Origin of the sequence: Planomonospora parontospora, assembly GCA_014647935.1 — a bacterium.
Lineage (GTDB): Bacteria > Actinomycetota > Actinomycetes > Streptosporangiales > Streptosporangiaceae > Planomonospora > Planomonospora parontospora.
This window is the reverse complement of record BMQD01000024.1, coordinates 24959-49975: the sequence shown is the minus strand read 5'-3', so window position 1 is coordinate 49975 and position 25017 is coordinate 24959. Positions and strand designations below refer to the sequence as shown.

Genomic DNA, 25017 nt, shown 5'->3' with positions numbered 1-25017 from the left:
CTAGATTCCCCTGGTGGGACCGGCGAACGGGGCGGCCTCCGCGAGATACGGGTTGGTGGCGCGCTCGGTGCCGATCGTGGTCTGTGGTCCGTGGCCGGGCAGGACCGCCGTGTCGTCCGGCAGCGGCAGGCACTTGGCCGCCAGGCTGCGCAGGATGGTCGGGTAGTCACCGCCCGGAAGGTCGGTGCGGCCGATGGAGCCGGCGAACAGCAGGTCGCCCGAGAACATCACGTCCGGGATCTCGTCCGTGCGGGGCAGCCTGAACGTCACCGACCCCCTGGTATGGCCGGGCGTGTGGTCGACGGTGAGCTCCAGGCCGGCCAGGTGGAGCACCTCGCCGTCGGCGAGCTCGCGCACGTCGTCCGGCTCGGTGAAGGTCAGCCCGCCGAACAGCTGCTGGCGCGTTGCCAGCGACAGCCCCTTGCCGGGGTCCGAGAGCAGCTCGCGGTCCTCGGGGTGGATCCACGCCGGGACGTCGCGCGCGCCGCAGACCGGGGCGACCGACCACATGTGGTCGAGGTGACCGTGGGTGACCAGCACGGCGACCGGCTTGAGGCGGTGCTCACGCAGCACGTCGTCCAGGTCGCCGACCGCGTTCTGCCCCGGATCGACGATGACGCACTCCTCGCCGGCGGCGGGAGCGACGACGTAGCAGTTGGTCTGGAAGGACCCTGCGGGAAAGCCGGCGATGAGCATCTGCCTCAGCTGTCTCGTCAAGAATGCGGATGGGAATGTAACCGAAGGGTACCGGTGAGGGTCTGCGGGCTGCGAATCATGACCCTCCGGCCGATACGATTCGCCCACCTCGATATCTGAACACTCCGGCACCCGGGAGGGCGAAGCGGTGAGCGGCAAGGACCGCCAGAAGCAACTGGCTCGCGAGCACTACGAGCGGCAGATGCAGCGACGCGTGGAGCGCGAGGCCAGGGCCAAGCGAATGACGATCATCGGGAGCAGCGTGGCCACCGTGGTGGTCGTGGGCGCCGTCGTCGCCGCGACCGTCCTGCTCGGGGGCGAGGACCCCGCCACCACCTCGGCGAGCGCGGAGCCCTCCGCGTCGGCGAGCGCGGCCGCCGCCGAGCCCAAGGCCTTCGACCCGGCCACCGGCACCTGCGGCTACGTCGCCTCCCCGGGCGGCACGGTCAAGGACGTCGGCACTCCCCCGGCCAAGGTGGACACCTCCCCCAAGACGATGACCCTCGCCACCAACCGGGGCGACATCGTCATCGAGCTGGACGCCGCGAAGACCCCCTGCACGGTCGGATCCTTCGCCTTCCTCGCGGAGAAGGGCTACTTCGACGGGACCAGGTGCCACCGCCTGGGCTCCGACCGGTTCCCGGTCCTGCAGTGCGGCGACCCGCTGGCCAAGGCCGACGGCAAGGGCGCCACCGACGGCCAGGGCGGCCCCGGATACCGTTTCGTGGACGAGAACCTCACCGGCGCCAAGTACACCCGCGGCGTGGTCGCCATGGCCAACAGCGGCCCCAACACCAACGGCAGCCAGTTCTTCATCGTGTACGGCGACGCCGAGCTGGGCCCGAACTACACGCCGTTCGGTACGGTTACCAAGGGCCTGGAGATCGTCGACAAGGTCAACAAGGGCGGCGTCATCACTCCGGGAGCCGACGGCACCGGAGCCCCGAAGGAAACCGTTGAGATCAAAGACGTGACAATGTCATCCAAGAGCTGACGTAATACAACCAAACAGAATCCGGGGCCGACGGTCCTGGGAGGGCTGATGAAAGTGCGGGAGGACACGGTGAGCACCGACCCGTGGGGCCGGGTAGACGACGACGGCACCGTCTACGTGCGTACGGCTGAGGGAGAGCGGGCCGTCGGGTCCTGGCAGGCCGGCGAACCGGAGGAGGCGCTCGCCTACTTCCGCCGCAAGTTCGACGAGCTGGCCGGGCAGGTCACGCTGCTGGAGCAGCGGGTCCGCGGCACGGACCTGGCCCCCGCCCAGGCCGAGGCGACGGTCGCGAAGCTCCGCGAGTCCATCACCGACGCCCACGCCGTCGGCGACCTGGACTCGCTGCTGAAGCGGCTGGACGCCCTCACCGAACTGGTGGGGCAGCGCCGGGAGGAGGTCAAGGCCGCCCGCGAGGTGGCCCGCGCCGAGGCCAAGGCCGTCAAGGAGCGGATCGTCGCCGAGGCGGAGAGCGTGGCGGAGTCCACCACCCACTGGAAGACGGGCGGCGAGCGCCTGCGTCAGCTGGTGGAGGAGTGGAAGGCCGCCGAGCGGATCGACCGGGTCACCGAGGCGGCGCTGTGGAAGCGCCTGTCGGCCGCCCGTACGGCCTTCGCCAAGCGCCGCAAGGTCTACTTCGCGGGGCTGGACGAGCAGCGCGAGGGCATCCGCTCCGCCAAGGAGCGGATCGTCGCCGAGGCGGAGGCCCTGGCCTCCTCCACCGACTGGGGCGCCACCGCGTCGGCCTACCGCGAGCTGATGCGGCAGTGGAAGACGGCGGGCCGGGCCTCCCGCGAGGTCGAGGACGAGCTCTGGAACCGGTTCAAGGCCGCCCAGGACCAGTTCTTCCAGGCCCGCTCCGCGGTCTTCGCCGAGCGGGACGCCTCGTTCGCGGCCAACGCCGAGGTCAAGGAGCGGCTCCTGACCGAGGCCGAGCGGATCCTCCCGGTCACCGACGCCCGCGCCGCCCGGGCCGCCCTGCGCGGCATCCTGGAGCGCTGGGAGGAGGCCGGTCCCGTCCCGCGCGAGCAGCGCGACCGGCTGGAGGGCGGGTTGCGCAAGGTCGACGACGCGGTCCGCAAGGCCGAGGAGGCGGAGTGGAAGCGCTCCAACCCCGAGGCCCGCGCCCGCGCCCAGAACACGGTGGACCAGCTCCGCAAGTCCATCGAGCAGCTGGAGGCCCGCCTGGCCAAGGCCTCGGCCGCGGGCAAGGACAAGGACGTCAAGGACGCGGAGGAGGCGCTGACCGCCCGCCGCTCCTGGCTGGAGGAGGCCGAGCGCACGCTCGCCGAGTTCTCCTGACCGGCTGAAGCCGGACCGGGGGCGCGTCCTGCGGCAGGACGCGCCCCCGGTCCGGCTTCCGGCCCGGGTGGGAAGGACCAGGACGGGAAGGGCCCGGCCCTCTCCGCTCCCGGCGAACCGCTCGTCGGGGCCCGGCTCCCCTGCGGAGCCGTCCGTCGCGGCCCGGCCCTCGGCAGGAGCCGCCCGTCAGGAACCGGCGCCGCTCACCCGGTAGACGTCGTAGACGCCCTGGATGTTGCGGACGGCCTTCAGGACGTGGCCCAGGTGCTTGGGGTCGCCCATCTCGAAGGTGAACTTGCTGATCGCGACCCGGTCGCGGGAGGTCGTCACCGACGCCGACAGGATGTTCACGTGCTGGTCGGACAGGGTCCGGGTGACGTCCGACAGCAGGCGGGGCCGGTCCAGCGCCTCCACCTGGATGGCGACGAGGAAGACCGAGTCGTCCCCGGGCGACCAGGCGACCTGCACCAGCCGGTCCGGCTCGGACCGGAGCTGCTCCACGTTGGGGCAGTTGCTGCGGTGCACCGACACGCCGTGCCCGCGGGTGACGAAGCCGACGATCTCGTCCCCGGGGACCGGAGTGCAGCAGCGCGAGAGCCGTACCCACACGTCGGAGTCGCCGGCCACCACCACGCCCGCGCCGCCGCCGCCGGCCCGGGGGCGGCCGCGCAGCTTCGTCGGGACCGCCGCCTCGGCGATGTCCTCCTCGGCGCCCTCCACTCCCCCGATGGACTGCACCAGCTTCTGCACGACCGTCTGGGCGGCCGTGTGGCCCTCTCCGACGGCCGCGTAGAGCGAGGAGACGTCCGGGTAGCGCAGCTCCCTGGCGAGCGTCAGCAGGGACTCTCCGGACATCAGGCGCTGCAGCGGCAGCCCCTGCTTGCGCATGGCGCGGCCGATGGCCTCCTTGCCCGCCTCGATCGCGGTCTCGCGGCGCTCCTTGGAGAACCACTGACGGATCTTGTTGCGGGCCCGGCCGGACTTGACGAACTTCAGCCAGTCGCGGGACGGGCCCGCGTCGGGCGACTTGGAGGTGAAGATCTCGACGGTGTCGCCGTTGCTCAGCCGGGACTCCAGCGGCACCAGGCGGCCGTTGACCCGGGCGCCGATGCAGCGGTGGCCGACCTCGGTGTGCACGGCGTAGGCGAAGTCGACCGGCGTCGCACCCTCCGGCAGGGCCATGACCTGGCCCCGGGGGGTGAAGACGTAGACCTCGGAGACCGACAGGTCGAAGCGGAGCGACTCCAGGAACTCGCCCGGGTCGGCGGTCTCCTTCTGCCAGTCCAGGAGCTGGCGGAGCCAGGCCATGTCGCCGGCGCTCTTCAGCTTCGCCCCCGCGGGCCCGGAGGAGTTCATCTCCTCCTTGTACTTCCAGTGCGCGGCGACGCCGTACTCGGAGCGGTGGTGCATGGCGTGCGTGCGGATCTGCAGCTCCACCGGCTTGCCCTCGGGACCGATCACCGTGGTGTGCAGCGACTGGTACATGTTGAACTTGGGCATCGCGATGTAGTCCTTGAACCGGCCGGGCACCGGGTTCCACCGCGCGTGGATCGTTCCGAGGGCGGCGTAGCAGTCGCGGACCGTGTCCACCAGCACCCGGATGCCGACCAGGTCGTAGATGTCGTCGAAGGCGACGTCGCGGGCGATCATCTTCTGGTAGACCGAGTAGTAGTGCTTGGGCCGGCCCTTGACCACCGCGCGGATCTTCGCCTCCCGCAGGTCGGCGAAGACCTTCTCGATGACCTCCTGCAGGAACAGGTCCCTGCGCGGGGCCCGCTCCGACACCATCCGGGCGATCTCGTCGTAGCGCTTGGGGTAGAGCATGGCGAACGCGAGGTCCTCCAGCTCCCACTTGATGGTGTTCATCCCCAGCCGGTGGGCGAGCGGCGCGAAGATCTCCAGTGTCTCGCGGGACTTCTGCTGCCGCTTGTGCTCCGGCAGGTAGCGCATGGTGCGCATGTTGTGCAGCCGGTCGGCGAGCTTGATGATCAGCACTCGGATGTCGCGGGACATCGCGACGACCATCTTGCGCACGGTCTCGGCCTGGGCGGCGTCGCCGAACTTGACCTTGTCGAGCTTGGTCACACCGTCGACCAGCAGCGCGATGTTGTCGCCGAAGTCGGTGCGGAGCTCGTCCAGGCTGTAGGCGGTGTCCTCGACGGTGTCGTGCAGCAGCGCCGCGCAGAGCGTCTCGTCGTCGGTGCCCAGCTCGGCCAGGATCGTCGCCACGGCCAGCGGGTGGGTGATGTACGGATCGCCGCTCTTGCGCTTCTGATCACGGTGGTGGTAGGCGGCCACGTCGTAGGCCCGCTCGATCAGCCGCAGGTCCGCCTTCGGATGGGTCGCGCGGACCGTCCGGAACAGCGGTTCAAGAACCGGGTTCATGGCGCCACCCCATTGCCCCCCAAAGCGGGCGAGCCTCCGCCGCACCGCCGGTTTCTCCTCGGTGGCTCCGGACATGGCGGAGCCGGCATCGACTGCCGGGACGGCCATCTCGGAACCGCCTTCGTCGGCGGTCACGTCGGGCACGACCACATCACGGGGCACTCAGACTCCTCACGTTCGAGTCCAGATCCCTCAGTGTATCCAGACCTGCACGGGTACTTCCCCCGGCGGGGTGGATCAGACGACCACGAGGGGGTGCACTTTCACCCCGTCGAGCCGCTCCCGCCCCTTGAGGAAGGCCAGTTCCATCAGTACGGCGACGGCCACGACCTCGGCTCCCGTCCTGCGGACCAGTTCCACCGTCGCGCGCGCCGTGCCCCCGGTGGCGAGCACGTCGTCGACGATGAGGACCCGGTCGTCCGGGGCGAACGCGTCCCGGTGGACCTCGACGACCGCGGAGCCGTACTCCAGATCGTAGGACGCCTCGAAGGTCTCGGCGGGCAGTTTGCCCTTTTTGCGCACCGGAACGAACCCGGCTCGGGCCTTGTAGGCCGCCGGAGCCCCCAGGATGAACCCCCGGGCCTCGATACCGACGATCTTGTCCACCTCGTGCAGCCCCGCCAGCTCGTCCGTCACCGCGGCGAACGCGCCGGGGTCGGCGAGCAGCGGGGTGATGTCCTTGAACATCACCCCGGGCTGCGGGTAGTCGGGCACGTCGCGGATCCGGTCCAGGATCAGCCGGCTCAGGTCACTCATGATCCACCCCTGCGGGAAAGACGCCGCCGGCGAAAAGGGCCGTCGGCGAGAACGAGGAGAAAACGCCTCCGCCCCCCGCGGACGGGGGGCGGAGGCGCGGTCTCGTACCGGTCTACTTCTTCTTGCGCTTCTCGCCGCCGGAAGCAGTGGCGGCTCCGGCCGGCACCGGCTGGCGCGCGGCCTTGGCGCCGGCCCCTGCGCCCGTGGCGGCGAGCCTGCGGGCGATCGCCTGGTAGCGCGGCTCGCGCTCCTTGAGCGTCACCAGCAGCGGCGTCGCCACGCACAGCGAGGAGTACGTGCCGACGATCATGCCGACGAACAGCGCCAGCGACAGGTCCTTGAGCGTGCCCGCGCCGAACAGCGTGGTGCCGATGAACAGGATGGCCGCCACCGGCAGGATCGCCACCAGGGTGGTGTTCAGCGAGCGGATCAGCGTGTGGTTCAGTGCGTCGTTGGCGGCCTGCGTGTAGGTGACCTTCGAGGTCGTGCCGAGCTTGGCGGTGACCTCCTTGATCATGTCGAACACGACGACCGCGTCGTAGAGCGAGTAGCCGAGGATCGTCAGGAAGCCCAGCAGGGTCGCCGGGGTGACCTCGAACTGGGACCACGCGTAGACGCCCGCGGTGATCACCAGGTCGTGGAGCAGCGCCACGATGGCGGCCAGCGCCATCTTCCACTCGAAGGCCATCGTCAGGTACAGGATGATCGCCAGCATGAAGACGATCAGGCCGATGACGGCCTTGTCGGCGACCTGGCCGCCCCACGTGGCGCCGATCACCTGGAGGGTGACGTCGTTCTGGCTGAGGCCGAAGTCACCGGCGACGGTCTTCTGGAGCTCGGTCACCTGCTCGGCGGGGAGGCTCTCGGTGGTGACCCGCCAGCCGCTGTTGGTCTGCTGGACGATGGGGTGGACCCCGGCGTCGCCGAAGGTCTCGCGGACCTGTTCGATGCTCGCCGTCGGCGCCTTGAAGGAGAACACCGACCCGCCCTTGAACTCCACGCCCAGTTTCAGGCCGTTGATCACCAGGCCGGCGATGGAGATGATCAGCAGGACGGCGGACAGGCCGTACCAGAGCTTCTGCTTGCCGACGAAGTCGACGTTGATCTCGCCCCGGTACAGGCGGCTTACGAGGCCGGCCATCATGCCTCCTGCGGAACGGTGGTGGAGCCGGCGGACGGTCCGATGCTCATGCGCTCGGCGTCCAGGCCGGAGAGCGGGTGGCCCTTGGCGAAGAACTTGAGGCGCGCCAGCATGGCGACGAACGGCTTGGTGAACATGAACACCACGACGATGTCGATGAGGGTGGTCAGGCCCATCGCGAACGCGAACCCGGCCACACCGCCGACCGCCAGGAAGTACAGCACCAAGGCGGCGATGAACATGACCGCGTCGGCGATCAGGATCGTGCGCCGGGCGCGGACCCAGGCGACCTCGACGGCCGAACGCAGCGTGCGCCGGCCCTCCTTCATCTCGTCGCGGATCCGTTCGAAGTAGACGATGAACGAGTCCGCGGTGATGCCGATCGAGACGATCAGGCCGATGATATGCGGGAGCGAGAGGCGGAAGCCCGCGAAGTGGCCGAGCAGCACCACCGACTGGTAGGTCAGCACCGAGGCGACCACCAGGCTCAGCACCGAGACGGCGCCCAGTCCGCGGTAGTAGATCATCGAGTAGACCACCACGAGGCCCAGGCCGATCGCGCCGGCGATGAGGCCGCCGCGCAGCTGGTCGGCGCCGAGGGTGGAGGAGACCTCCTCGATCGAGCTCTTCTCGAACTTCAGCGGCAGCGCGCCGTACTTGAGCTGGTTGGCCAGCTCGGTGGCGGTCACCTGGGTGAAACTGCCGGAGATCTGCGCGCGGCCGCCGGTGATGGGCTCCTGGATGACCGGCGCGGAGATGACCACGCCGTCCAGGACCATGGCGACCTGGTTGCGCGGGGCCTCGGAGTTGAAGGCGGTGGTGGTGACCTTGGACCACTGGTCCGGCCCCGAGCCCTTGAAGGAGAGCTGGACGAGCCACTCGCCGGTGCTCGGCTCCACGCCCGAGGTGGCGCTGTCGATGGCGGTGCCGGTCACGGCGGCCTTCTCCAGCACGTACTTGGCGCTGCCGTCCTGGTCGCAGGCGACGAACTGCTTGTTCGAGTCGTCCTGGGCGCCCTGGCCCTTGTCCTTCTTGGAGCAGTCGAGCTCCTGGAACTGCTTGAGCACCTCCGGGTCGATGCCGGTGGTGTCGACGCCCGCCAGCGGGTCCTCGGGAGCGGCGCTCCCGGTCGGCGCGGCCGACGGGGCCGACGACGGGGTCGCCTCGCCCTTCGCGGAGCCGGTCGCCTTGCCGGTCGGCTCGGCCTTCTCCGGCGCGGCCGAGGCGGCGGGGGTGGCGGCCGGGCTCGGGTTGGTCAGCGCCTCCGACAGGCCGCGCCCCGCGGGGGAGCCGCTCGGGCTCGGCTCGGCGGTCACCGACGGCTTCGGCGTGCTCTTGCCCGTGGCCGCGGGCGAGCCCGACGGGGCCGGGGTCGGCGTCGGCGCCTGGGTGGACATCTCACCCGGGGGCTGGGGCGACCCGGCCGCGATCGCCAGCACCTGGCGGAACCTCAGCTCGGCGGTCGTACCGACCAGCTTGACGACCTCCTCCTGGCCTGCGCCCGGAACGGAGATGACGATGTTGTCGCCGGCGCTGGCCACCTCTGCGTCGGAGATGCCGCTGCCGTTCACCCGGTCGCGGATGATGTTCACGGCCAGGTTCAGGCTCTCCTCGGAGGGAGGGTCGCCGTTCGGCGTGATGGGCGACAGCGTCACTGTCGTGCCGCCGGCGAGGTCGAGGCCGTATTCGGGGGTGTACGCCCTGTTGAGGAACATCACCCCGCCCATGGCGAGAATGATCGCCAGAAGCAGCAGGAGCATGCGTCCCGGTCTGCTCTGGCCGCTGGTCGGTCGGGCCACTGGTCGTCAGTTCTTTCGGCTATAGGGGATGTTGGCGGTGAACTGTGCTCAGGACTTCTTGGGGGTCGAGTCCTGGTTGTCACCCTGCTGCTCGGCGGTCTCCACCACGTCGCCGTCGGCGACCGCGACGTCGTCCTCGACGCCCTCGGCGTCGTCCACCGGGGTCAGCACACGCCCGATGGCGGCCTTGACCCAGCGGGTCTCGACGCCGGGCGCGATCTCCAGGATCACGTCGTCCGCGTCGATGCCCACGACGGTCGCGAACAGGCCGGTCGTGGTCATGACCCGCGTCCCCGGGGTCAGGGAGTTCTGCATCTGGACCTGCTCCTGCTGCCGCTTGCGCTGCGGACGGATGAGCAGGAAGTAGAACACCACGACCATCAGAGCGATCATGATGAGGCTTGAGTAGTCGCCCATGGGGCCGCTCCTCCACTTGAGAATGACCGGCCTGGCGCCGGACGTCCGTATACGGCCACGCCGCTCAGCACGTCAGCCTACACAGCCAGCCAAGCCACGGAGTTTAGGCGAGCTGTTAGAAGCGCGGCAACGAGGTCACGATCCGGTACACGGGGAAGTTCCCGTTTCGAGACCCTCGTCATCGATCCGTGATCAACTCCGTACGGCTCCATCACCGAGAGCGGACGACCTCGCCACTGGAGAACAACGCCGCCGCGCCGCCCGCTCTTCCGCGGGCGCCGCATCCGCCGCGGCCGGGAGCGGCCGCCGTGCCCCTCGCGGACGGGTACGGCCCGCCCGCGCGGCAGGCGGCTCAGGCTCCGAACGCGTCCGGCGGCGGGGTCAGCCCCAGGTGGTGCCAGGCCGCGGCCGTCGCCACCCGGCCGCGGGGGGTGCGGGCCAGCAGGCCCTGCCGTACCAGGAACGGCTCGGCGACCACCTCGACCGTCTCCGGCTCCTCCCCCACCGCGACCGCCAGGGTGGACAGCCCGACCGGGCCCCCGCCGAACCTGCGCAGCAGCACGTCCAGCACCGCCCGGTCCAGCCGGTCGAGTCCTTCGGCGTCGACCTCGTAGAGGTTCAGCGCGGCCGCGGCGACCTCCTGGGTGATCACTCCTTCGGCGCGGACCTCGGCGAAGTCGCGCACCCGGCGCAGCAGCCGGTTGGCGATGCGGGGCGTGCCCCGCGAACGCCCCGCGATCTCGCGCGCCGCGTCCTCCGGCAGCTCCAGTCCGAGCAGCCGTGACGAGCGGTGCAGCACCTGCTCCAGCTCGGCGGCCTCGTAGAAGTCCATGTGCGCGACGAAGCCGAACCGGTCGCGCAGCGGCGCGGGCAGCAGCCCGGCCCGGGTGGTGGCCCCGACCAGGGTGAAGGGCGCGATCTCCAGCGGGATCGCGGTGGCGCCCGGCCCCTTGCCCACCACGATGTCGACCCGGAAGTCCTCCATCGCGAGGTAGAGCATCTCCTCCGCCGGGCGGGCCATCCGGTGGATCTCGTCGATGAACAGGACCTCGCCCTCCGACAGTGTCGAGAGGATCGCCGCCAGGTCGCCCGCCCGCTCCAGCGCCGGTCCGGAGGTGATGCGGAGCGGCACTCCCAGCTCGGTCGCGATGATCATCGAGAGGGTCGTCTTGCCGAGCCCCGGCGAGCCGCTCATCAGCACGTGGTCGGGCGCCCGCCCGCGGCGCAGCGCGCTGTGCAGCACCAGCGAGAGCTGCTCGCGCACCCGCGCCTGGCCGATGAACTCGTCCAGCCGCTTGGGCCGCAGCGCGGCCTCGATCAGCCGCTCGTCGCCCTCGGCCTCCGGCGACACCAGATCCCGGTCGGAACTCACGTCGGACCACCCTCGCTCATCGCACACTCAGGGCGCGCAGCGCCGCCTTCAGCAACGCCGCGACCTGGGGGACGCGGCCCGCGGCCACGTCGGCGTCGGCCTGCGGGCTCACCACGGCGACCGCCTCGTCGGCGTCCTTGGCGGAGTATCCCAGCCCGATCAGCCCCGAGTGGACCTGGTCGCGCCAGGCCGGCGCGGCGGCGTGGCCGTTGAGGGCGGCGCTGACGGCCTCCTCCGGGGTGCCCAGCTTGTCCTTGAGGTCGACGATGATCCGCTGGGCGCCCTTGGGGCCCACGCCCGGCACCCGGGTCAGCGCCTTGACGTCGGCCGCGGCCACGGCCACTCTGAGCGCGTTGGGCGTGTGCACCGCCAGCATGGCCAGCGCCACCTTGGGGCCGACGCCGCTCGCGGCCTGCAGCATCTCGAAGACGCCGCGCTCGTCGTCGTCGGCGAAGCCGAACAGGGTGAGGGAGTCCTCGCGGACCACCAGCGAGGTGGCCAGGGCGGCCTCCTCCCCCACCCGCAGCGTCGCGAGCGTGCCCGGGGTGCAGTGCACCAGCACGCCCACGCCGCCGACCTCGACCACGGCCCTGTCATGCGCGAGCGAGGCCACCCGGCCCCGCACCGAGGCGATCACTTCGCGGTTCCTCTCGAGTGTCCGGCGCGGCCCCGGCCGCGGAAATAGGCCGCCGCGGTCGTGCCGGGGCCGGTCTGCGTCCTGGCCAGCGCCTCGGCCAGGCGGCTCTGCGCGCCGCCCCGCCAGACGTGGCAGATGGCGAGGGCGAGGGCGTCGGCGGCGTCGGCGGGCTTGGGCATCGCGTCGAGCCGCAGCAGCCTGGTCACCATTGTGCCGACCTGCTGCTTGCCGGCCGTGCCGCTGCCGGTGATGGCGGCCTTGACCTCCGACGGGGTGTGCAGCGCCACGGGGATGCCCCGCCGCGAGGCGCACAGGATCGCGACGGCCGAGGCCTGCGCCGTGCCCATCACGGTCCGGAGGTTGTGCTGGGCGAAGACCCGCTCCACGGCCACGGCGTCCGGCTCCAGCTCGTCGAGCCACTGCTCGATGCCGGCCTCGACGGCCACCAGGCGGGCGCCGATCTCCTCGTCGGCCGCCGTGCGCACGACCCCGACCTTCACCAGGTTCAGCGGCGCGCCGGGACGCCCCTCCACGGCCCCGAGCCCGCACCGGGTCAACCCCGGATCGACCCCCATCACCCGCAGCTCGGGCAGACGCACCGACACTCCTCCCACCCGCCGAACACCTGTTCGGTGCCCGACTCTACCGCCTGGCCACGCCCCGCGCACGGAGCCCGCCGGAAGGGGCCCGCCCATCGGGGACCCGCCGCCCGGGGCCGGTCACCGCCCCGTTCGCGGCCCTCGTTCCCGGCCCCCGTTCCCGGCCTGGTCACCGCCCCGTTCCCGGCCGGCGGGACCCGGCGCGGGACCGCTCACAGGTGCTGGGCCGCGGCCTCCTTCCCGTCGCCCTCGGCCGCCCTCTCCCGCAGCCGGTCCAGCCGGGCCATCACCGGCGTCGCCGTGACGCCGTGCAGCACCAGCGAGACCAGCACGGTGAAGGCCACCACCGCCCACAGCTCCTCTGCGGGCACGCCGAAGTCGGCGTGCCCGAGCGCGTAGGCGAGGTAGTACAGCGAGCCGATGCCCCGGATGCCGAAGAATGCGATCACGCCGCCCTCGCGCGGCCCCGGCCGGCCGCGCAGCCCGGCCAGCCAGCCGGTCAGCGGCCGGACCACCAGCAGCAGCGCCAGCCCGGCCACCGCCCCCTGCCAGGTGAGCGCGGACAGGCCCCCGGTCGCGACGAACCCGCCGAGCAGCAGGATCAGCCAGGCGGTGAGCAGCCGCTCGATCTGCTCGATGAACCCGTGCAGGACGCCGTTGTAACCGTGGGTGCGCTCGGCCGCCCTGATCGTGCAGGCGGTCACGAACACCGCGATGAAGCCGTACCCGCCCGCCAACTCGGTGACGCCGTACGCCAGGAACGTCGCGGCCAGCGCGACGAAGCCGTCCCGGTGCTCGGCCAGCCGCAGGTCCGACACCTTGGCGCGGAAGAACAGGCGGCCGAGCAGCGTGCCGGCCGCCAGACCGCCCGCCGCGCCCACGGCGCCCTTGTAGAGCACGTCGACCAGGACCCACTCGCCGGCCCACCCGGCGCCTCCCCCGGCGAGGGCCAGGGCGATCGCGGCGTAGACGAACGGGAAGGCCAGCCCGTCGTTGAGGCCGGCCTCGGAGGTGAGGGTGAAGCGCACCTCGTCGTCGGCCTTCTCCGAGTCGACCGGCTCGCCGACCTGCACGTCGGAGGCGAGCACCGGGTCGGTCGGCGAGAGCACCGCGCCGAGCAGGAGGGCCGCGGCCCACGGCCAGTCCAGCAGCCCGTGCAGGACCAGCGCGACCGCCGCCACGCTCAGCGGCATCGTCCACGCCAGCAGCCGCCAGGTGGACCCCCACCTGCGCCACCCGAAGGGCCGGTTGATCGCCAGCCCCGCGCCCATCAGCGAGATGATCACGCAGATCTCGGTGGCGTGCTCGACGAAGGCCCGGTGCGCCACCGGATCGGGTGCGGGCAGGTCGAGCGGGAGGAGGTAGAGGAGCACCCCGCCGACCAGGCACGCCAGCGGCAGCGAGAAGGGGCGCCGCCGGAGCACGCGCGGCAGCACGGCCGCCAGCAGGGCACCGACGCCCGCCAGCGCGAAGACCAGATCCGAGTTCACCATGGTCCAGCCGGAGTACCCGTACGACCGGGGGCAAACCTCGCAGAACACAGGAAGAGCGCCGGAAACGGAGAGCGCCCCTCCGGAAAGCGGAGGGGCGCCGGGCGGTCAGGCCTCGAGTTTCTCCATGACCTCGTCGGAGACGTCGAAGTTGGCCCACACGTTCTGCACGTCGTCGCTGTCCTCGAGCGCGTCGATCAGCCGGAAGACCTTGCGCGCGCCCTCCTCGTCCAGCGCGACGTTCATCGTCGGCATGAAGCTCGACTCCGCCGAGTCGTAGTCGATCCCGGCGTCCTGCAGCGCCTTGCGCACCGGGACGAGGTCACCGGCCTCGGAGACGACCTCGTAGCTGTCGCCCAGGTCGTTGACCTCCTCGGCGCCCGCGTCGAGGACCGCCGTCAGCACGTCGTCCTCCGACAGCCCGCCCTTGGGGACGATCACGACGCCCTTGCGGTTGAACATGTAGGACACCGAGCCGGGGTCGGCCAGGGAGCCGCCGTTGCGGGTCAGCGCGACCCGGACCTCGGAGGCGGCGCGGTTGCGGTTGTCGGTGAGGCACTCGATCAGCACCGCGACGCCGCCGGGGGCGTAGCCCTCGTACATGATGGTCTGCCAGTCGGCGCCGCCCGCCTCCAGGCCGCCGCCGCGCTTGCGCGCGCGCTCGATGTTGTCGATCGGGACGGAGCTCTTGCGCGCCTTGGTGATGGCGTCGTACAGCGTCGGGTTGCCGTCCGGGTCGGGACCACCGGTCCGGGCGGCGACCTCGATGTTCTTGATGAGCTTGGCGAACAGCTTGCCCCGCTTGGAGTCAAGCGCGGCCTTCTTGTGCTTCGTCGTCGCCCATTTGGAGTGGCCGGACATCGCCTAGAACTCCCTCACCATTTCAACAAAGTACGAATGCACGCCGGCGTCCCCGGTCAGCTCCGGATGGAAGGACGTGGCGAGCAGCGGCCCCTGGCGGACCGCGACGATCCTATCCCCAGGTTCGGCCCGGGCCAGCACCTCCACCGGGGAACCGACGGATTCCACCCAGGGCGCGCGGATGAACACCGCGCGCAGCGGACCGCGGCCGGCGAAGTCGAGGTCGGCCTCGAAGGAGTCGACCTGGCGGCCGAAGGCGTTGCGGCGGACGGTCATGTCGATGCCGCCGAAGGTCTGCTGGCCTGCGGCGCCGTCCTCGATCCGGTCGGCCAGCATGATCATCCCGGCGCAGGACCCGTAGACGGGCATGCCGCCCGCGATGCGCGCCCGGACGGGTTCGAGCATGTCGAACGTGACCGCGAGCTTCCACATGGTCGTGGACTCCCCGCCGGGGACGACCAGCGCGTCGACGGTCTCCAGCTCACCGGGGCGCCGTACGGTCACCGCCTTCGCACCCGCCTCCTCCAGCGCGCGCACGTGCTCGCGCACGTCTCCTTGGAGGGCGAGCACACCGATCGTGGGCACAGGCATCCTTTCGTCCGGCTCGTCTGGTTCGCTCTACGAGCGTAACCGCTGCCGTCCGATGTGCCGTCCGATGTGCCGCGTGATGCGCCGCCCGGTGAGCCCGTCCGGTGCGCCGGGCGCACCCGTCCGGCCGGGCCCGGCGGCGCGCCTCCCGGGAGCGGGGGCCGGGCGGGCGTCAGGGGCGCAGGGTCTCCCGGTCCACGGTCTCCCGGATCAGGTCGGTCTCCGGCGTCCTCGCCGCCGAGGGGTCGGGCGGGCGCAGGTAGGTCCGCCGGAGCCCCGGGATGCCGTCCTCGATCACGAACGTCGCCCTGGTGTACGCCGCCGCGCCCGCCCGGGTGACGCGGGGCACGACCTTGAAGTCCGCGGTGAGCGACTCCCGCTCGATCCGGGTGAGCACGTAGCCGCGCTGGTCGTTGTGGAACCTCAGATGGGGGTTGATCGACAGGAACGGGTGGGCGGCCGGGTCGGCGTCCCGGCCGTCGCCACCCGAGCTGATCGAGGAGACGGCCAGCTCGGAGCCGACCGTGCGGGCCGCCGGGTCGTCGTAGTCGAGCTTGAGGTCGCTCGCCCAGTGGGCGTGCACGTCCCCGGTGAGCACGACCGGGTTGCGCACCCCGGCGTCCACCCACCCTCGGGTGATCCGCCGCCGGGAGGCCACGTAGCCGTCCCAGGCGTCCTGATTGGTGATCTTCGCGGGTCCGGCGTCGCTGTCGCGCTGGGCGAAGAAGACCTGCTGGCCGATGACGTCCCACCGCGCCCGCGACCGGCGGAAGCCCTCCAGCAGCCAGCGCTCCTGCTCGTCCCCGGTGATCGAGCGGGCCGGGTCGGCGGCCTCCGGGCAGTCGCGGTAGCCGTCGCCGCACCCCTGGTCGCTGCGGTACTGCCGGGTGTCGAGCAGGTGGAAGACGGCCAGCCGCCCCCAGCGGATCCGCCGGTAGAGCTGCATGTCGACGCCGCGCGGGACCGACCGGCGGCGCAGCGGCATGTTCTCGTAGTAGGCCCGGAAGGCGGCCTCCTTGCGGGCGGGGAAGCCCGGTTGCGGGACCTCCGGTTTCTCCGGCGCCTCTCCGGCCCAGTTGTTGTCCAGCTCGTGGTCGTCCCAGACGACCAGCCAGGGCGCCGCGGCGTGCGCCGCCTGCAGGTCGGGGTCGGTCTTGTACTGGGCGTGCCGCTGCCGGTAGCCCGCCAGGGTCTCGGTCTCCGGCCCCTCGTGGTGGCGGACGTTGCCGCCCGGGGCGGTGTAGGTGTCGCGCCGGTACTCGTACAGGTAGTCGCCCAGGTGCAGGACGAGGTCGGGGCGGTCCTCGGCCAGGCGCCGGTAGGCGGTGAAGTGGCCGTGCTCGTACTGCGCGCAGGAGGCGAAGGCCATCGCCAGGCCCGGGCCGTACGACAGCGGGTGCGGGGCGGTCCTGGCCCGGCCCGTCGGCGAGACGTGGGAGCCGGTCCTGAAGCGGTACCAGTAGTCGCGGCCGGGGGCCAGCCGGTCGAGCTCGACGTGCACGCTGTGGCCCCATTCGGGGCGCGCCGTGGCCACCCCGTGCCGCAGGAGCCGGCGGCCCGCCTCGTCGCCGTAGACCTGCCAGTGCACGGTGAAGGGCCGGGCGGGCATGCCGCCCGCGCCGTCCTCGGCCAGCGGCCGCGGCGCCAGCCGCGTCCAGATCACGAAGCCCCCGGAGTCGGGGTCCCCCGAGGCCACCCCGAGGGTGAAGGGGTCGGAGCGCAGCTCCCTCGAGTCCGCGGACCCCCCGGCGGGGTCCGGCCCCGGACCGGCGTGCGCGGCGGCTCGCAGCCCGGCCGAGGCGCCGGCGGCGAGGCCCGTGACGAGGAAGGATCGTCGGCTCAACTGGGACATGGGGGGATCCTGCCGGGACGGGCGGGCGCGGGCCCGGGCCGCCTCGCGGAGGACCACGGCAAAAGGGGGAACTCCTCAGATCACGAAAAAGGCGGCACCCTTCACGGATGCCGCCCTTGACGGAGCCTTTTGCCGGAACGGACTACCAGCCGCGCTCGGCCAGGCGGTGCGGGACCGGGATGTCGTCGACGTTGATGCCGACCATGGCCTCGCCCAGGCCGCGGGAGACCTTGGCGACGACGTCCGGGTCGTCGTGGAACGTGGTGGCCTTGACGATGGCGGCGGCGCGCTGGGCGGGGTTGCCGGACTTGAAGATGCCCGAGCCGACGAACACGCCCTCGGCGCCGAGCTGCATCATCATCGCGGCGTCGGCGGGGGTGGCGATGCCGCCCGCGGTGAACAGCACGACGGGCAGCTTGCCGGTTCTGGCGACCTCGGCCACCAGTTCGTAAGGAGCCTGCAGCTCCTTGGCCGCGACGTAGAGCTCGTCCTCGGGCAGGGAGGAGAGCCGCCTGAGCTCGCCGCGGATCGTGCGCATGTGGGTGACGGCGTTGGAGACGTCGCCGGTGCCGGCCTCGCCCTTGGAGCGGATCATGGCCGCGCCCTCGGTGATGCGGCGCAGCGCCTCGCCGAGGTTGGTCGCGCCGCAGACGAAGGGCACGGTGAACTGCCACTTGTCGATGTGGTTGGCGTAGTCGGCGGGGGTGAGCACCTCGGACTCGTCGATGTAGTCGACGCCCAGCGACTGCAGGACCTGGGCCTCGACGAAGTGGCCGATGCGGGCCTTGGCCATGACGGGGATCGAGACGGCCTCGATGATGCCGTCGATCATGTCGGGGTCGCTCATCCGGGAGACGCCGCCCTGCGCGCGGATGTCGGCGGGGACGCGCTCCAGCGCCATGACGGCGACGGCGCCCGCGTCCTCGGCGATCTTGGCCTGCTCGGCGTTGACGACGTCCATGATGACGCCGCCCTTGAGCATCTCGGCCATGCCGCGCTTCACCCGGGCGGTTCCGGTGATGGCGGTCTCGGTGACTTCGGGCGTGCTGCTGGACACGGTCTCTACCTCACGACGACTGGGGTTGCTGCGGACACGGGCCGCCCGCGGGCGGCCACCACACGCTTCATCGTAGGCGCTGGCCCGCGTGTTCTCCCACACCACCCTGTCGCACTCCGGCGCCCGGCTTGGACACCCTGTACGGCTCGCCCCGCCGACGGGCACGGACGGGCGCCGCCGGGCGCGTCAGGGGGTGACCGGCCGGGGCGCGGCGAGGACGATCCAGACCTGGCCGGGGGCGAAGTTCATCGGCTCGCCGCTCTCGGTGGTGAAGACCGTGCCGTCCTTCTCCTTCGCCCGGCTCCACCGCGCCTTGAACGCCTTGCCGTCGCGCAGGACGACCGCCCTGCCCCTGCCGGTGGTGTGGACCAGGGGGGTGTAGCTCTGGTTCTTGTCGTGGAACTGCGAGCGCTCGGTCCTGGTGTACTGCACGACGATCGTGGGGGCGCCGAGCTGGCCGCCCTCGGCCGCCATGTCCTTCTCGCCGTCCTGCCAGATCAGCCACTTGCCGGCCTTCTCCGACCAGCCGAAGGTGAACCGGGCGGCGGGGTATCTCACGCTGTAGGTCTTGCGGGGCGTCCCGCCCTCGGCCGGGGCGTCGCCGAAGGTGAGGCCGATGTCGGAGGCCCTGCTCGCCTTGGGCGCCGCGGCCAGCAGCTTCCTGGTGTCGGCGAACAGGTTGTAGGGGGCGTAGCGGCCGGGCTGGCGGAAGTAGGCCCCCGGGGCGCGGCTGTCGGAGACGTCGAACAGCGAGGCCTCGGCGATGAACGGGAGCATCTTGGTCTGCGCGCCGGAGTAGGCGAAGGCGGGCCTGCCGAACTGCGGGGCGAGGTGCAGGTCGGAGATCCGGGCGCTGCGCACGGGGCCGATCTTGGCGGGGATCTTCGAGGAGAAGACCGCGATCAGCCGGGTCAGCCCCGCCTCGACCTGGGTGACGTAGACGATGTCGGCGCTCTTGAGGCCGAGCTGGGGCTTGCCCGCCGAGGTGTTCTCGATCTTCGCGGTGAGGACCGGCCTGCGAGCCGCGCCGGGCAGCCCGGTGAAGGGGTGGGTCGGCTCCGGAGTCGGGGTCGGGGTGGGAGAGGCGACGGCCGCCTGGGGGTTCCTGCCCGGAGCGGGCTCGTCGGACGAGCAGGCCGCGGCCGGCGCCACGACGGCCGCTCCGGCCAGGGCGACGGCGATCATCCGGGGTAGCCGCACGGTCATCTCCTCAAATGGGCCAGAAATCCCCAAGAGCTTACCGGCGCCCGACTTGTCGGGTGTTCCGCTTCATATAGCGATTTCATGTAGGCAGTCTGGGAGTCCCCGGCGGCGGGAACCGGCCCTGGAGGCCGCCCCGGGAGCCGCTCACTCCGCCGCCAGGACCGGCGGCGGGGCGTCGTCGATCTCGAAGAAGTCCGGGTAGGCGGTGTGCCCGGCCAGCCGGAGCGTGCGGGCCAGCCAGCGGCGCTGGGCCGCCCGCGTCACGCCGACCGCGTTGTTGTAGAAGCGCCGGGCGTAGACGACCTTGGTCACCGCGGCGTCGAGCTCCTGCAGCAGCTCCGGGCCCGCCGGGGTCTCGGCCAGCTTCTCCCGGAAGCGCTCCTGGTCGAGCACCGCCCGCAGCGCCCGCGACAGCTCGCTCTCGGCGTGCTCGCGCTCCTCCGGTCCCGCCGTGCGGGCCTCGTGCGCGGCGGCGGCCAGCACCAGGCTCGTCGCCGGGTCCAGGATCCGGGAGGCGGCCAGCTCCAGGCAGACGGCGGCCCGCCGTACCAGGGCGGCGTCCATGGACTCGCGGGCCAGTTCCAGCCGGATGTGCAGCCGGTCCAGCCGGCCCGCCCGCCAGGAGACGTAGACGGCGGTGAGCACCACGATCACGCCCACCACCAGGATCGTCGTGGTCGTCACGGCGCGTCGTCCTCCTCGACCCCGGCCGGGACCGCCACCGTCTCGTAGACGCGGGCGACGTCGCGGGCGACCGTGGACCAGTCGTACTTCCACACGGCGGTGCGCGCCTCGTCCGACAGCTTGGCGCGGCGGGCCGGGTCGTCCAGCAGCGCGGCGGCCTCGCGCGCGAGCGAGGCGGCGTTCCCCGTCTCGAACAGCGCTCCCGCCTGGCCCTCGTCGAGGACCTTGCGGAAGGCCGGGATGTCGCTGGCCAGGATCGCCGCCCCGGCCGACATCGCCTCGGTGAGCACGATGCCGAAGCTCTCCCCGCCCAGGTTGGGCGCGCAGAAGACGTCGACCGAGTGGTAGGCGCGGACCTTGTCCTCCTCGCTGACCATGCCCAGCAGCTCGACCCGGTCGTGGAACTCGGCGGGGACCCGCTCCAGCACCTCGTCGGCGTCGCCGGGGCCGGCGATGAGCAGGCGCAGCTCCGGCCGCCGGGGCGCCAACAGCGCGAACGCCTCCAGCAGCACGGGCAGGCCCTTGCGGGGTTCGTCCATCCGGCCGAGGAAGCCGATCACCTCGCCGCCCGCCGCGCGCGGCAGCGGCTCGGCCTCGGTGTAGCGGCGGACCGTCACCCCGTTGGGGATCAGTACGGCGTCGCCGCCGATGAACTCCACCAGGGTCTTCCGGGCCGCGTCCGACACGGCGATCCTGGCGCTGATCTTCTCCAGCGCGCTCATGATCACCGGGGTGGCGACGGAGAAGGCCCGCGAGCGCCCGTAGGAGGCGTGGAAGGTCGCCACGATGGGCCCCTTCGCCACCCAGCAGGCCAGCAGGCCGACCGAGGGGATGAACGGCTCGTGCACGTGCAGGACGTCGAAGCGCCCGTCGCGCACCCAGCGGCGCACCCGGTTCGCCGACAGGAAGCCGAACGACATCCGCGCCACCGACCCGTTGAAGGAGACCGGGACCGGGCGGCCCACCGAGGTGACGTAGCCGGGCAGCCCGTCGTCGTCGGCGGCCGGGGCGATCACCGAGACCTGGTGGCCCTCCTCCATGAGCGCCTCGGCGAGGTCGCGGATGTGCACCTGGACCCCGCCCGGCACGTCCCAGGCGTAGGGGCAGACGATGCCGATCCTCATGCGCGGGGCTCCAGGTCCTCGAGCCAGAGGCGCTGGAGCATGTGCCAGTCCTGGGGGTGCGCGGAGATGCCCCGCTCGAAGACGGCCGCCAGGCTCTGCATGGCCGCGGCGGTCCGCTCCTGGCGGGTGCCCTCCTCGGGGATCGCGATCTCCTCGTGGATGTCCAGGCCCCAGTCGCGCCCGTGGAAGTAGGGGATGGCGGGCAGCAGCGCGGCGCCGGTGTGCACGGCCAGCAGCCCGGGCCCGGCGGGCATCCGGGTGGCGGAGCCGAAGAAGGAGACCTCGATCCCCCTGGCGGTCAGGTCGCGCTCGGCGGGCAGCGCGACCGCCCGGCCGGCCCGCAGCCGCTGCGCCAGCGTGCCGAAGTTCTGGCCGTCGCCGCCGGTCAGCGGGAGCACCTCCATGCCGAGGCCCTCGCGGAAGGCGGTGTAGCGGCGGAACAGCGACTCGGGCCGGAGCCGCTCGGCGACGGTCGTGAACGTGTGCCCCGAACCGACGAGCCAGGCCCCCGCCTGGTCCCAGTTGCCCATGTGCGGCAGCGCGAGCACCACGCCGCGCCCCTTGTCGAGGTTCTCGAAGATCCGCTCTGCGCCGCTGACGTGGGTGCGGGCGACGATCTCCGCCTTCGGCACGGACGGCAGCCGGAAGACCTCGTGGAAGTAGCGGAAGTAGGAGCGCATGCCCTCGCGGCTCAGCGCCCGGACGGCCGGGTCGTCGGGGGAGGTGCCCCGGACCCGGGCGAGGTTCGCCTCCAGCCGGCGCACCGAGGAGCCCCGCCGCCGCCACAGCCGGTCGGCCGCGGCGTCGAAGGCCCGGCCGGTCAGCCGCTCGGGCAGGTGCGGCACGAGCGCCCAGCCCGCACCGAACCCGGTCGCGACCAGGCGGTCCTGCAGGGACGGCTGGGACGATCGGGACGGCTGGGGGGCCGCGGCGGGCGCCGCGGGCGGGGACGGCTTGTCGGTCATCGCTCTTTCCGATCAGCGGAGGGTCTGGGGCGGGAGGGAGACGGCCTGGCGGCGGACGTGGACCAGTCGCTGGCCGACCGTCACCGCGCTGGCCGCGGCGAGCAGCCAGAGCCCCGCGGCCAGGACGTACGGCACGCCGAGGCCGGACAGTCCGGCCGAGACCAGGCCCACCACCAGTCGTTCGGGCCGCTCGGCCAGGCCGACCTCGCAGTTCAGGCCCAGGCCCTCCGCCCTGGCCTTGACATAGGAGACCAGCGTCCCGGCCACCAGGCAGAACAGGGCGACCCCGGCCAGCGGCCGCTGGCCGCTCAGCGCGAGCCAGACCGCCAGCCCGGAGAAGATCGCGGCGTCGCCCACCCGGTCGAGGGTCGAGTCGAGGAAGGCCCCCCAGGTGCTGCCCGGCCCGGTCATCCTGGCCATGACCCCGTCGAGGAGGTCGGCGAAGACGAAGAACGTGATCACCATCGTGCCCGCGAAGAGCTGGCCCCGCGGGTAGAAGAACAGCGCCGCGGCGACCGTGCCGAGCGTGCCGGCCGCGGTGACCGCGTCGGGACCGACCCCCCGGCGGACGAGTGCCCTGCCCAGCGGAGTCAGGACTCGGGTGACGGCGGGGCGCAGAAGTTTCAACATCGCGTTCCGATCGTAGGCCACCGGGCTCCGCGGCGCGTATCCGAAGCCCGGCGGGCCGATTGGGCGAGCCCCCTTGTGATATCCGCCACATGGGTATTTGGTGAACACACCGCGTCATTGAGGGTCGCCGGGGCTCCTGAGCTCCCCGGAGACCCGGCGGTATCCGGACGCGGAGGCGGACCCCCAGGGTGCGGCCGCGCGCGACCGCCCCCTTTCGGCAGCGACACGGGAGGCGACATGGCGGAGAAATCGACCGGCGCATCGGGAGCCGCGGGCAGGGCGCCCGCGGCCGACCGGCCGGACATGGTGCGCAACGTCGTGCTGGTCGGCCATTCGGGAGCGGGCAAGACGACGCTGGTCGAGTCGCTCCTGGTCGCGACGGGGACCATCCAGCGGCCCGGCCGGGTCGAGGACGGCACCACGGTCAGCGACTTCGACGAGGTCGAGATACGGCAGCAGCGCTCGGTGAACCTCACCGTCGCCCCGATGCTCCACGACGGCGTGAAGATCAACCTGCTGGACACCCCCGGCTACGCCGACTTCGTCGGAGACCTGCGCGCGGGCCTGCGCGCGGCCGACGCGGCCCTGTTCGTCGTCCCGGCCACCGACGGCGTGGACGGCCTGACCCGGATGCTGTGGGAGGAGTGCGCGGCGGTCGGCATGCCCCGCGCCGTCGTCATCACCAAGATCGACCACCAGCGGGCCGACTTCGCCGAGGCCCTCGCCGCCTGCCAGGACGCGTTCGGCGACGGCGTGGCCCCGCTGTACCTGCCGGTGGTGACCAACGGCAGGGTCAACGGCCTGATCGGGCTGCTGACGCAGCGGTTCTACAACTACGCCACCGGCACCCGGACCGAGAACGCCCCCGGCCCCGACTACCAGGACCAGATCGACCGGTACCGCGGCGCCCTGATCGAGGGGATCATCCAGGAGAGCGAGGACGAGTCCCTGATGGACCGCTACCTCTCCGGTGAGGAGATCGACGTCAAGGTCCTCGTCGGCGACCTGGAGAAGGCCGTCGCGCGCGGCGGCTTCTACCCCGTCCTGGCCACCGGGACCGGGGTGGGCGCGGCGGAGGTCCTCCAGCTCGTCACGCAGGGCTTCCCCTCCCCCCTGGAGCACCCGCTGCCGGAGATCACCACGATCGACGGCAAGCCGGTGGCCGGCATCGCGTGCGACCCCGACGGCCCCCTGGTGGCCGAGGTCGTCAAGACCACCAGCGACCCCTACGTGGGCCGGATCAGCCTGGTGCGCGTGTTCTCCGGGACGCTGCGCCCGGACGCCACCGTGCACGTCTCCGGGCACGGCCTGGCCGACCACGGGCACGAGGACCACGACGTGGACGAGCGCCTCGGCGCGCTCTCCTGCCCGCTGGGCAAGCACCAGCGCCCCGCCGCGAAGGGCATCGCGGGCGACGTCGTCGCGGTGGCCAAGCTGGCCCGCGCCGAGACCGGCGACACCCTGTCCGACAAGGACCGCCCGCTGCTGATGACCGCGTGGACGATGCCCGACCCCCTGCTCCCGGTCGCGATCCAGGCCCGCTCCAAGGCCGACGACGACAAGCTCGGCCAGGCCCTCGGCCGCCTCGTCGCCGAGGACCCCACGCTCCGGCTGGAGAACAACCCCGAGACCAAGCAGCTCGTCCTGTGGTGCATGGGCGAGGCCCACGCCGACGTCCTGCTGGACCGGCTGAGCAGGCGCCACGGGGTCGAGGTGGAGAAGGTCGGCCTGCGGGTGCCGCTGCGCGAGACCCTCGGGGGGAGCTGCCGGGTGGTGGGCCGCAACGTCAAGCAGACCGGCGGTCACGGCCAGTACGCCGTCTGCCACCTCGAGGTGGAGCCCCTCCCCTCGGGCTCCGGCTTCGAGTTCGTGGACAAGATCGTCGGCGGGGTGGTGCCGCGCCAGTTCATCCCGTCGGTGGAGAAGGGCGTGCGCACCCAGATGGAGCGCGGCGTGGTCGCCGGATACCCGATGGTGGACATCCGTGTCACGCTCTGCGACGGCAAGGCCCACTCGGTCGACTCCTCCGACATGGCCTTCCAGATCGCCGGCGCGCTCGCGCTGAAGGAGGCCGCCGCCAAGGTGCCCACCCTGCTGCTGGAGCCCGTCGACGAGGTCGCCGTGCTGGTCGCCGACGAGTACGTCGGCGCGGTGATGTCCGACCTGTCCTCGCGCCGTGGCCGGGTCCTGGGCACCGAGCCGGTCGGGACCGGGCGCACCCTGGTCCGGGCCGAGGTCCCGCAGCTGGAGGTGACCCGCTACGCCATCGATCTGAGATCGATGTCACACGGCACCGGGACCTTCCGGCGCTCCTTCCTCCGCTACGAGCCGCTCCCCTCGCACCTCGTCGACAAGGTGACCGCCTGACCGGCCTCCCGGGAGGTGTGACCATCCGCCTCACGCCTCCCGGAAAGGCACTCCTGTAACACGAACATCACGAATCGATTTCTTTTTTCCGGCCGGAGCAT

General features: G+C 72.0%; 22 protein-coding genes. 3 read left to right on the top strand and 19 right to left on the bottom strand.

Annotated elements, in window-relative coordinates; all coding sequences use genetic code 11:
• Positions 1–696: an MBL fold metallo-hydrolase gene (locus IEZ07_RS28855; protein ID WP_191897686.1), complete on the bottom strand. Its 696-nt coding sequence runs from the start codon at positions 694–696 to the stop codon at positions 1–3.
• Positions 697–844: 148 nt separating this feature from the next.
• Here IEZ07_RS28855 and IEZ07_RS28850 point away from each other — a divergent pair, with 148 nt between their 5' ends.
• A complete protein-coding gene (locus IEZ07_RS28850) occupies positions 845–1690 on the top strand; it encodes a peptidylprolyl isomerase (RefSeq protein ID WP_191897661.1) in 846 nt (281 codons plus the stop codon).
• 48 nt (positions 1691–1738) lie between these two features.
• The gene (locus IEZ07_RS28845; RefSeq protein ID WP_191897660.1) at positions 1739–2989 is read left to right on the top strand and encodes a DUF349 domain-containing protein; all 1251 of its coding nucleotides are present in this window, start codon (positions 1739–1741) and stop codon (positions 2987–2989) included.
• Between the two features lie 186 nt (positions 2990–3175).
• Here the strand turns inward: IEZ07_RS28845 and IEZ07_RS28840 are convergent, their stop codons facing one another.
• The 18 genes from IEZ07_RS28840 to pgsA all read right to left on the bottom strand — a co-directional run bounded on the left by IEZ07_RS28840 (position 3176) and on the right by pgsA (position 22549).
• The gene (locus IEZ07_RS28840) at positions 3176–5374 is read right to left on the bottom strand and encodes a RelA/SpoT family protein (RefSeq protein ID WP_191897659.1); all 2199 of its coding nucleotides are present in this window, start codon (positions 5372–5374) and stop codon (positions 3176–3178) included.
• A 237-nt stretch (positions 5375–5611) separates the two neighbouring features.
• A complete protein-coding gene (locus IEZ07_RS28835; protein WP_191897658.1) occupies positions 5612–6130 on the bottom strand; it encodes an adenine phosphoribosyltransferase in 519 nt (172 codons plus the stop codon).
• A gap of 112 nt (positions 6131–6242) precedes the next feature.
• On the bottom strand, positions 6243–7271 hold the full coding sequence (gene secF, locus IEZ07_RS28830) for a protein translocase subunit SecF (RefSeq protein ID WP_191897657.1): 1029 nt from the start codon (positions 7269–7271) through the stop codon (positions 6243–6245).
• On the bottom strand, positions 7271–9031 hold the full coding sequence (gene secD / locus IEZ07_RS28825) for a protein translocase subunit SecD (protein WP_191897656.1): 1761 nt from the start codon (positions 9029–9031) through the stop codon (positions 7271–7273). Before secD ends, secF begins: the two co-directional genes overlap by 1 nt.
• An 87-nt stretch (positions 9032–9118) precedes the next feature.
• A complete protein-coding gene (gene yajC / locus IEZ07_RS28820; protein WP_191897655.1) occupies positions 9119–9487 on the bottom strand; it encodes a preprotein translocase subunit YajC in 369 nt (122 codons plus the stop codon).
• Between the two features lie 352 nt (positions 9488–9839).
• Positions 9840–10859: a Holliday junction branch migration DNA helicase RuvB gene (gene ruvB / locus IEZ07_RS28815; RefSeq protein WP_191897654.1), complete on the bottom strand. Its 1020-nt coding sequence runs from the start codon at positions 10857–10859 to the stop codon at positions 9840–9842.
• Positions 10860–10875: 16 nt separating this feature from the next.
• Positions 10876–11496 carry a Holliday junction branch migration protein RuvA gene (gene ruvA / locus IEZ07_RS28810; RefSeq protein ID WP_068895404.1) on the bottom strand — a complete coding sequence of 207 codons (621 nt, stop codon included), beginning with the start codon at positions 11494–11496 and terminating at the stop codon, positions 10876–10878.
• Positions 11493–12080, bottom strand: coding sequence for a crossover junction endodeoxyribonuclease RuvC (gene ruvC, locus IEZ07_RS28805; RefSeq protein ID WP_068896094.1), 588 nt, complete (start codon positions 12078–12080; stop codon positions 11493–11495). Before ruvC ends, ruvA begins: the two co-directional genes overlap by 4 nt.
• A gap of 227 nt (positions 12081–12307) precedes the next feature.
• Positions 12308–13588, bottom strand: coding sequence for a cation:proton antiporter (locus tag IEZ07_RS28800; RefSeq protein WP_191897653.1), 1281 nt, complete (start codon positions 13586–13588; stop codon positions 12308–12310).
• Positions 13589–13693: 105 nt separating this feature from the next.
• Positions 13694–14446, bottom strand: a complete 753-nt coding sequence (locus tag IEZ07_RS28795; RefSeq protein ID WP_068895406.1) for a YebC/PmpR family DNA-binding transcriptional regulator — start codon at positions 14444–14446, stop codon at positions 13694–13696.
• Positions 14447–14449: 3 nt separating this feature from the next.
• Complete coding sequence (gene pdxT / locus IEZ07_RS28790) at positions 14450–15037, bottom strand: pyridoxal 5'-phosphate synthase glutaminase subunit PdxT (RefSeq protein ID WP_275413861.1); 588 nt, start codon at positions 15035–15037, stop codon at positions 14450–14452.
• Between the two features lie 169 nt (positions 15038–15206).
• Positions 15207–16886, bottom strand: a complete 1680-nt coding sequence (locus IEZ07_RS28785) for an alkaline phosphatase D family protein (RefSeq protein WP_191897651.1) — start codon at positions 16884–16886, stop codon at positions 15207–15209.
• Positions 16887–17028: 142 nt separating this feature from the next.
• Positions 17029–17943 carry a pyridoxal 5'-phosphate synthase lyase subunit PdxS gene (pdxS, locus tag IEZ07_RS28780; protein WP_189239364.1) on the bottom strand — a complete coding sequence of 305 codons (915 nt, stop codon included), beginning with the start codon at positions 17941–17943 and terminating at the stop codon, positions 17029–17031.
• 186 nt (positions 17944–18129) lie between these two features.
• Positions 18130–19149, bottom strand: coding sequence for a DUF3048 domain-containing protein (locus IEZ07_RS28775; RefSeq protein WP_239320569.1), 1020 nt, complete (start codon positions 19147–19149; stop codon positions 18130–18132).
• 141 nt (positions 19150–19290) lie between these two features.
• Positions 19291–19830, bottom strand: a complete 540-nt coding sequence (locus tag IEZ07_RS28770) for a hypothetical protein (RefSeq protein WP_068895412.1) — start codon at positions 19828–19830, stop codon at positions 19291–19293.
• Positions 19827–20954 carry a glycosyltransferase family 4 protein gene (locus IEZ07_RS28765; protein ID WP_191897650.1) on the bottom strand — a complete coding sequence of 376 codons (1128 nt, stop codon included), beginning with the start codon at positions 20952–20954 and terminating at the stop codon, positions 19827–19829. Before IEZ07_RS28765 ends, IEZ07_RS28770 begins: the two co-directional genes overlap by 4 nt.
• Complete coding sequence (locus IEZ07_RS28760) at positions 20951–21919, bottom strand: phosphatidylinositol mannoside acyltransferase (RefSeq protein WP_191897649.1); 969 nt, start codon at positions 21917–21919, stop codon at positions 20951–20953. Before IEZ07_RS28760 ends, IEZ07_RS28765 begins: the two co-directional genes overlap by 4 nt.
• A 12-nt stretch (positions 21920–21931) precedes the next feature.
• Complete coding sequence (pgsA, locus tag IEZ07_RS28755; protein WP_191897648.1) at positions 21932–22549, bottom strand: phosphatidylinositol phosphate synthase; 618 nt, start codon at positions 22547–22549, stop codon at positions 21932–21934.
• Positions 22550–22786: 237 nt separating this feature from the next.
• Between pgsA and IEZ07_RS28750 the strand changes: the two genes are divergently transcribed.
• On the top strand, positions 22787–24916 hold the full coding sequence (locus tag IEZ07_RS28750; RefSeq protein WP_068895416.1) for an elongation factor G-like protein EF-G2: 2130 nt from the start codon (positions 22787–22789) through the stop codon (positions 24914–24916).
• Positions 24917–25017: the final 101 nt, after the last annotated feature.

Coding starts and splice junctions, on each gene's coding strand:
- IEZ07_RS28855 (WP_191897686.1), bottom strand. CDS start 696: ATGCTCATCGCCGGCTTTCCCGCAGGGTCCTTCCAGACCAACTGCTAC.
- IEZ07_RS28845 (WP_191897660.1), top strand. CDS start 1,739: ATGAAAGTGCGGGAGGACACGGTGAGCACCGACCCGTGGGGCCGGGTA.
- IEZ07_RS28840 (WP_191897659.1), bottom strand. CDS start 5,374: ATGAACCCGGTTCTTGAACCGCTGTTCCGGACGGTCCGCGCGACCCAT.
- IEZ07_RS28835 (WP_191897658.1), bottom strand. CDS start 6,130: ATGAGTGACCTGAGCCGGCTGATCCTGGACCGGATCCGCGACGTGCCC.
- secF (WP_191897657.1), bottom strand. CDS start 7,271: ATGGCCGGCCTCGTAAGCCGCCTGTACCGGGGCGAGATCAACGTCGAC.
- secD (WP_191897656.1), bottom strand. CDS start 9,031: ATGCTCCTGCTGCTTCTGGCGATCATTCTCGCCATGGGCGGGGTGATG.
- yajC (WP_191897655.1), bottom strand. CDS start 9,487: ATGGGCGACTACTCAAGCCTCATCATGATCGCTCTGATGGTCGTGGTG.
- IEZ07_RS28800 (WP_191897653.1), bottom strand. CDS start 13,588: ATGGTGAACTCGGATCTGGTCTTCGCGCTGGCGGGCGTCGGTGCCCTG.
- IEZ07_RS28795 (WP_068895406.1), bottom strand. CDS start 14,446: ATGTCCGGCCACTCCAAATGGGCGACGACGAAGCACAAGAAGGCCGCG.
- pdxT (WP_275413861.1), bottom strand. CDS start 15,037: ATGCCTGTGCCCACGATCGGTGTGCTCGCCCTCCAAGGAGACGTGCGC.
- IEZ07_RS28785 (WP_191897651.1), bottom strand. CDS start 16,886: ATGTCCCAGTTGAGCCGACGATCCTTCCTCGTCACGGGCCTCGCCGCC.
- IEZ07_RS28775 (WP_239320569.1), bottom strand. CDS start 19,149: ATGACCGTGCGGCTACCCCGGATGATCGCCGTCGCCCTGGCCGGAGCG.
- IEZ07_RS28765 (WP_191897650.1), bottom strand. CDS start 20,954: ATGAGGATCGGCATCGTCTGCCCCTACGCCTGGGACGTGCCGGGCGGG.
- IEZ07_RS28760 (WP_191897649.1), bottom strand. CDS start 21,919: ATGACCGACAAGCCGTCCCCGCCCGCGGCGCCCGCCGCGGCCCCCCAG.
- pgsA (WP_191897648.1), bottom strand. CDS start 22,549: ATGTTGAAACTTCTGCGCCCCGCCGTCACCCGAGTCCTGACTCCGCTG.
- IEZ07_RS28750 (WP_068895416.1), top strand. CDS start 22,787: ATGGCGGAGAAATCGACCGGCGCATCGGGAGCCGCGGGCAGGGCGCCC.